Origin of the sequence: Rhodoplanes roseus, from assembly GCF_003258865.1 — a bacterium.
Taxonomy (GTDB): Bacteria; Pseudomonadota; Alphaproteobacteria; order Rhizobiales; family Xanthobacteraceae; genus Rhodoplanes; species Rhodoplanes roseus.
The window spans coordinates 1-6,354 of the sequence record NZ_NPEX01000248.1 but is presented as its reverse complement, the minus strand read 5'-3'; the positions used below and the strand labels follow the sequence as shown (position 1 = coordinate 6,354).

Annotated in this window: 11 protein-coding genes and 2 pseudogenes; 8 read left to right on the top strand and 5 right to left on the bottom strand. The window is 68.8% G+C overall.

All coding sequences use genetic code 11. The features are described 5' to 3' along the window. Window positions 1-115: 115 nt before the first annotated feature. Complete coding sequence (locus CH341_RS24605) at window positions 116-988, top strand: branched-chain amino acid ABC transporter permease (protein WP_111421621.1); 873 nt, start codon at window positions 116-118, stop codon at window positions 986-988. 286 nt (window positions 989-1,274) lie between these two features. Continuing rightward, a pseudogene (locus CH341_RS36045) lies at window positions 1,275-2,039 on the top strand (branched-chain amino acid ABC transporter permease); the annotation flags it as partial. Here CH341_RS36045 and CH341_RS36505 read toward each other — a convergent pair. From CH341_RS36505 to CH341_RS24590, 3 genes are all read right to left on the bottom strand, one after another. After that, window positions 2,029-2,571: a phage regulatory CII family protein gene (locus CH341_RS36505; RefSeq protein ID WP_425376209.1), complete on the bottom strand. Its 543-nt coding sequence runs from the start codon at window positions 2,569-2,571 to the stop codon at window positions 2,029-2,031. The pseudogene CH341_RS36045 and the gene CH341_RS36505 sit on opposite strands and share 11 nt — an antisense overlap. Next, complete coding sequence (locus CH341_RS24595; RefSeq protein WP_146604610.1) at window positions 2,571-2,768, bottom strand: hypothetical protein; 198 nt, start codon at window positions 2,766-2,768, stop codon at window positions 2,571-2,573. The genes CH341_RS36505 and CH341_RS24595 overlap by 1 nt, the downstream gene beginning before the upstream one ends. Window positions 2,769-2,925: 157 nt before the next feature. Then, entirely contained in the window at window positions 2,926-3,174 is a 249-nt protein-coding gene (locus CH341_RS24590; protein WP_111421619.1) for a hypothetical protein, read from the bottom strand. A 97-nt stretch (window positions 3,175-3,271) separates the two neighbouring features. Between CH341_RS24590 and CH341_RS24585 the strand changes: the two genes are divergently transcribed. Further along, a complete protein-coding gene (locus CH341_RS24585) occupies window positions 3,272-3,916 on the top strand; it encodes a phage repressor protein (protein WP_111421618.1) in 645 nt (214 codons plus the stop codon). Between the two features lie 6 nt (window positions 3,917-3,922). On the opposite strand, the gene CH341_RS24580 is transcribed toward CH341_RS24585, so the two are convergent. Both CH341_RS24580 and CH341_RS24575 read right to left on the bottom strand, forming a co-directional pair. After that, on the bottom strand, window positions 3,923-4,369 hold the full coding sequence (locus CH341_RS24580) for a hypothetical protein (RefSeq protein ID WP_111421617.1): 447 nt from the start codon (window positions 4,367-4,369) through the stop codon (window positions 3,923-3,925). 218 nt (window positions 4,370-4,587) lie between these two features. Further along, complete coding sequence (locus tag CH341_RS24575) at window positions 4,588-4,899, bottom strand: hypothetical protein (RefSeq protein ID WP_111421616.1); 312 nt, start codon at window positions 4,897-4,899, stop codon at window positions 4,588-4,590. 147 nt (window positions 4,900-5,046) lie between these two features. Between CH341_RS24575 and CH341_RS24570 the strand changes: the two genes are divergently transcribed. The 5 genes and pseudogenes from CH341_RS24570 to CH341_RS36040 all read left to right on the top strand — a co-directional run. Next, window positions 5,047-5,340: a hypothetical protein gene (locus CH341_RS24570; RefSeq protein WP_111421615.1), complete on the top strand. Its 294-nt coding sequence runs from the start codon at window positions 5,047-5,049 to the stop codon at window positions 5,338-5,340. Continuing rightward, window positions 5,337-5,483, top strand: a complete 147-nt coding sequence (locus CH341_RS34410; RefSeq protein ID WP_170149789.1) for a hypothetical protein — start codon at window positions 5,337-5,339, stop codon at window positions 5,481-5,483. Before CH341_RS24570 ends, CH341_RS34410 begins: the two co-directional genes overlap by 4 nt. 5 nt (window positions 5,484-5,488) lie before the next feature. Further along, on the top strand, window positions 5,489-5,812 hold the full coding sequence (locus CH341_RS24565; protein ID WP_111421614.1) for a hypothetical protein: 324 nt from the start codon (window positions 5,489-5,491) through the stop codon (window positions 5,810-5,812). Further along, window positions 5,805-6,227, top strand: a complete 423-nt coding sequence (locus CH341_RS24560) for a hypothetical protein (protein ID WP_146604609.1) — start codon at window positions 5,805-5,807, stop codon at window positions 6,225-6,227. Before CH341_RS24565 ends, CH341_RS24560 begins: the two co-directional genes overlap by 8 nt. Before the next feature lie 23 nt (window positions 6,228-6,250). After that, window positions 6,251-6,354: pseudogene (locus tag CH341_RS36040) on the top strand (helix-turn-helix domain-containing protein); the annotation flags it as partial.

Below are 6,354 nucleotides of genomic sequence, written 5' to 3'. Positions count from 1 at the left end.
GGCCCTCGAAGGGCGGCGGCCCGGGCCTCGGCGCCGACATCCTTCGAGGCTCGGCCTTCGGCCGAGCACCTCAGGATGACGGCCTCGGCTCCATGCCCATCCGCGCGAGACGCCCATGGCCGAATTTCTCCAGCTCGTGTTCTCGGGACTGACGGTCGGCGCCGTCTATGCGCTGGTCGCGCTGGGATTCACGCTGGTCTACAACGCCTCCGACGTCATCAACTTCGCCCAGGGCGATTTCGTCATGATCGGCGGCATGGGAACCGTTTTCCTGATGGCCGCCGGCCTCGCGCTGCCGGTCGCCGCCTTCATCGCCATCCTGGCCGCCGTGCTGGTCGGCCTCCTGCTGCATCGCCTCGCCATCGAGCCGGCGCGCGGCGCCTCGCCGGTGTCGCTGATCATGATCACGATCGGCGCCTCGATCTTCATCAAGGGCGTGGCGCAGCTCGTCTTCGACAAGCAGTTCCACTCGCTGCCGGCGTTCTCCGGCACGGCGCCCATCGCGGTCGGCGGCGCCACCATCCTGCCGCAGAGCTTCTGGGTGATCGGCGGCATGCTGGTGCTGGTGCTCGGCCTGTGGCTGTTCCTCGAACGGACTCTGATCGGCAAGGCCGTGCTGGCGACCGCCGCCAATCGCCTCGCCGCGCGGCTCGTCGGCATCAACGTCACGGTCGTTCTGGCGCTCGCCTTCGGCCTCTCGGCGGCGATCGGCGCCATCGGCGGCATTCTGGTCACGCCGATCACGCTCACCCGCTACGACGTCGGCACGCTGTTCGCGCTAAAAGGCTTCGCCGCCGCCATGGTCGGCGGCATGGGCAATCCCATCGGCGCCGTGGTCGGCGGCCTGCTGATCGGCCTGATGGAGGCCTTCGGCGCCGGCTATCTGTCCTCCACCTACAAGGACGCCGTCGCCTTCGTCGCCATTCTGGTGGTGCTGCTGGTGATGCCGCAGGGCCTGTTCGGCCGCCGCAGCGTGGAGCGGGTGTGATGCGGCGAGAGTGTGAAAGGATCTCCGTCCCCTCGCGTGCGGATGCGCGGCCGGCCCCCCACCCCCGACCCCTCCCCGCCATTCGCAAATGCGAATGGGGGGAGGGGAGTGGAGGCGCCTTCGCCTCAACCACGTTCGAGAGCCGCGGCGCTTCGACTCTCCATTCGTCTCGTCGTTCACCACGTCGAGGCGCTTCGGCTCCCCTCCTCCCGCGCGCGAAGCGCGTGGCGGGGAGGGGTCGGGGGTGGGGGGCAGCAGCCTGCGCCCAGCATGCGGACCTCCGATGATGCTCAGAAAAACTCTCTCCTCCCGCATCGCCGTGCTGCTGCTGCTCGCCGCGATCATCGCGGTGGTGCCGGTGCTGGCGCCGTCGTCGTTCTATCTGCGGGTCGCCGCGCTGGTGTGGATCTTTTCGCTCGCGGCGCTGGGTCTCACGATCCTCACCGGCTATGCCGGGCAGGTGAGCCTCGGGCATGCCGGCTTCATCGGCATCGGGGCTTACGCCGTGGCGGTGGGGCCGGCGAAGCTCGGGCTCGATCCGCTGCTCTCGCTGCTGCTCGGCGCCGTGCTGTGCGGCCTCGTCGCCTATGCGGTCGGCAAGCCGATCCTGCGGCTCAAGGGCTACTATCTCGCCATCGCGACGCTCGGCTTCGGGCTGATCGTCGCGCTGGTGCTGACCAGCGAATCCGCCGTCACGGGCGGCCCGGACGGCATGCAGGTGCCCCGCATGGTGCTGTTCGGCTGGCGCGTCTCCGGAGTCTCCACCTGGTACTGGATCACGGGCGGCGCGCTGATGATCGGCGCCGTGCTGGCCCTCAACATCCTGGCGAGCCCGAGCGGCCGGGCGCTGCGGGCGCTGCACGACAGCGAGGTGGCGGCGGCCGGGGTCGGGGTCGACGTGGCGAAGAAGAAGCTCGCGGCCTTCGTGGTCAGCGGCGTCTATGCCGGCGTCGCCGGCAGCCTGCTCGCCATGATGAACGGCTTCATCACGCCGGAGGCGGCGGGCTTCATGCACTCGATCGAGCTGGTCGCCATGGTGATCATCGGCGGCGCCTCGGTCGGTCGTTCGGTGAATCAGTCGCCCGGGTCTCGACATCGGCCGCGGCCGCAGGCGCGGCCGCGCAGCCCTCGTGGGTCAGCTCGGTTCGCGCCGCGGCAAGCGCGTGCAGCACCTGGTCGAGCTCGGCCAGCACGGCCCGCCGCTCGCCTGCGTCGATGCGGCCGTCGGCCAGGGCGTCGACGACGGCCGAGACGAACTCGCCCCACTCTTTCGCGCTCTTGGCGACGAGGCCTTCGAACCGGCACGTCGTGGTGGCGCAGGGCAGGAACACGCCGCCCGCCGCGGCGGCGAAGTCCTCGGCCAGCACGATGGCGGCTGCGGGCGCCGCGTCGGCGATGCGACGCGCCTGGTCGAGCGTCAGCTCGTCCGGACAGGCCGGGTCCGAATAGGCCTGGGTCTGGGTCGGCGAGCGCCGCAGCCAGAAGGCGACCCGCTTGATGCCGCCGTCCACGGCGTCGAACAGGCGCGTCACGACGTCCTTGGTGGTCCCGTAGTCGCGCGGCTTGTAGGGGCGGAAGGCCATCAGCGTGCTTCCCCGAGACGCTCGTCGATCACGTCGGCGACCTTGCCGAGCGCCTCCGACATGAGCGTCACGGCCGTCGTGAGCCGTGGATCGGCACCGAGCCCTTCGACGCTGGTGATCGCTTCGCGGATCAGCAGCTCGGTGTAGGTGTTCAAGTCGAGCCGGGAGCGGCGCGGGATGTCGACCTCGTCGGGCATCGTCCCCATTCCTCACAGATCGAAGCAGTCGGAACAGTCGGACGGCTCTTCGGGCGCGGCGGAAACGGCAGCGGTGCTCATGCGATCCTCCGGAATTAGCGGTGAGCATTCCGGCGGACTCCGCCGGAATGGCTGGTCATGATGGTGGCGTGGTGGGTCACGACGCGCTCTCCACGAAGTGGGTGGGGCGCGGGATGTCGGCGGGCCACGGATGGTCGGCCGGCCAGTTCTCCGACAGCCAGATGACGGCCGCCTGCACTTTCCGGATCCCGACGTCGCGGCCGTCGCGCAGCATCCCGATGCGCTTGCCGTCGTCGAACAGGCGGCCGGAGATCGTCGACTCCGCGAGCCCGGATGCTTCTCCGTACGCGGACACGAGCCTGAGGAACTGGGCAATGTCGATCATGGCGGGAGACTGTATGGGAAATCTCCCACCTGAACAAGCCTCAATCGTGGGGCATGTCCCGATGCCGAAGCGCCCCCGTATCGGGGTATGTCCCAGCATGAAGCTCAGGTCGGCAGAAACCACACCCGAAGTCGTCTACGAGCGGATTGCGAGACGCCTCGCGGAGATCGGAAAAGCAGAGCTGGCCGCGGCCGTGGAGGCCGGGTTGGGCCGCGATGCGATTCGCGACATCAGGCGGAAGCCGAAGAACCTGCCCAGCATTCGGACGATCGAGCGCCTGGCGCCAGTGCTTCGGACGACGCCGAGTTGGTTGGCCTTCGGAGAAGGTGAGGAAGAGCCGCGGGCTAAGCGGGAGGGACAACGTGTCGTTCGAGTCGTTGGTTATGTCGGGGCGGGGGACGCAGCTCACTACTACGCCGTTGCGCAGGGAGACCTCGACGAGATCCCGGTCCCGGATGGCTTGCCGCGCGGCACGGTGGCGGTTGAAATTCGGGGTGACAGCCTAGGGCGACTCTTCAACCGCTGGCTGGCATTCTACGAGGATGTGAGGCGCCCGGTGACCGAAGACCAGATCGGCCGCCTTTGCGTCGTCGGGCTTCCCGACGATCGTGTGCTGATCAAGCAACTCCGGTCTGCCCGGAGCGGCCAAGGTTATGATCTGATCTCCCAGGCGGATGAGAGCACGATCACTGATGTCGAGCCGTCATGGGCAGCAGTCGTGATCCGGCTTGAGCCGCACTGACGGAGGTCAGCGGCAGTTAGGCCACACCCCGGCGACAGGACATTCTCCGGTCGTCGCCGCCCGGTGGGTCTCGAGGATTGCCGTGAGGTCGCGAGCGCAGATCCATGGCGCAGGATCCCGTGACGTCGCATAGTACTGAAAACCGAGCCGCACCGCGTCCTGATAGAGAAGCGTCGTGTCCAGGTCCGGCCGCAGTGCCACGACGGCCTTCTCGACTTCCCGCACCATCCGGATTGCTTCATCGAGTTCGGCCCGGCTGATTGCCCGAACGGAACCGAGGTAGCAACTCTCCAGGCTCACGACGGAGAAGTAAGCAACCGCGAGGGTCCTGGCAGGAAGGTCCGCGATTCGCAGAAAGCCATGGCCCGGCCTTGCGGGAGGCTCAGCCGGCTGGGCCCAGGTCGAGGCCGACATGACCAGAAGAACAGCCAGCGTTAGAAACCAGCGTGACACGGCTGCAATCCTCACGCGCGCATCGTCGTAGTCGCGTCCGGAAGCCTCTGCCACCGGCGCGTTTACCGCAACCGGGACATTTCCCACTTTAACGTTGACGTGGGAAATATCCCGGACTATCGTTCTCTCCACAACTGGAGAGCGACACGATGCACGGCACGCCGGAACACCGCGTCGAGTTCACTCGATTACTCACGGAGAGCCCTGGCTACTCGCCGCTAGCGCTGCCTCTCGAGTTCCAAAGCGAGCTTCAAGTGGGCAGCCACGCGGTCGACGACGCGGCGGGCCATTTCCGGCGCGCGGGGGCTGCAATCGGGCTGACGCAGCTGCTCCTGCGAGTCGATCCGGCGATGGATGGCGCCGACGACTTCGCCGAGCCACGCGGTCCCATCGGGCGCGCGCGATCCGAGTTGCAGTCCGTACTCGACCAGAAACACCTGAAGCGCCATCGCAAAGGCTTCGACGCTCTCCTCGACGTCGTCCTGCCTCTGCTCGAGTGCGGCGATACGCCCTTCCAATTCCGTCGACACGACCCCTCCTTCCGACTGCCGCAGGTGACGCCCGTCGCGTGCAGAGTGCACGCAGCGGGCGATCCTTATCTTAGGGACCTAACCGGGGCGAGCTAGTCCCAATGTCTCACGCGGATCAAGCCACCCTGCCCAGCTTCAGGTGACGTGATGCAAACCGAAGACCACACGGTGTCGCCCGACACACTGGCCGCGATCGACCGCATCGGCCTGCTCGCCCGCATGGCAGCCGACTTGGTGCTGGCCGGCGTCGATGCCGAGGTCTCCGACGACGCGGCCGTGACGGTGCTGCTCGCCGCCGGCTGGAAGAGCCGGGCGATCGGCGCTCTGCTCGACGAGGCGAGAGGCCTCGCCAGCCGCTTCACCGCCCGGCATCTGGCGCGCCGCGCCACGGCGCTACCCGGCCTGGCCGGCGCCGCGGCGGCGCCGAGGGCCGTGTCGTGAAAGCGCTGCTCACCGAGTTCGTCGTCGAGCCACTGGCCGAGCTGGTGCGGCTCGACACCCTCGCCGACCTCGTCGGCAGCGCCGGCCTCTTCGTCCTGGTGCTGTCGCTCGGCGCCGCCCTGAAGTCCCTCGCAGGAGCCTGACGAGGATGCCGGAGCCACGCCCCCTCGCCGCGCTGTCGGCCAGCGAGATTGTCTCCCGCCTGCGGGCGATCCAGCAGCCGACCCGGATCATGGCCGCCGAGATGATCGAGCGCCTCGACGGCGAGCGCGGCTCACTCCGGCGCGTCGTGCTCGACGCGGACCGCGGGTTCGCGGCCGCCCTGGCGGATGGCTGGCTCGAGGCGCTGGTCGCCGGCGACATGCCTCGCCTCTGGCTCCTGTGGGAGCAGCACCTCTCCCCGGTGCGGCGCGCCCTCGCGGCGGCGGCCACATCCGAAGGCGGAAGCGAGCGGAGCATGATCCATGTCTGAGGCCGACATCCGCTTCCTGGATTGCTACCCGCGCCGCCCGCGCGAGAAGGCGGGTCACTCACCCGCCGCTGTGATTCCGATCGCTGGTGGCCCTGCCCTGGTGGCGCAGCAGCGGCTCCGAACCGTCGGCGTCGCCCGGGTCAACTTCGGCTGTCAGGAGAAGCAGGCGCGTCAGGTCGGCCTCCGCGATCGTCCCCCGACCTCGGCCAGCATCGTGTCGATCGTCGGCCGTCCGCGGCCGCAACTCACCGGCGGCGTCCCGGCGGACGGCGCGCGCTTTCACGTCCTGCAGTGGGAACGCGACGACCGCATCTGGGCCGCGCTCTGCCGCCGGGCGCTCGGCCTCCCTCCGATCGTCAACGTCGCCGCCGGCACCGTCCCCGGCGACTCCGATCCACCGCCCAGCGCGGCATGACCGCCCAACCCAGGAGGAGATCCATGGACACCACCAAGAAGGCGCCGCGCCCGGTCGACCGCCACGTCGGCGGTCGGGTCCGCATGCGCCGCATGATGCTCGGCATGAGCCAGGAGAAGCTCGGCGA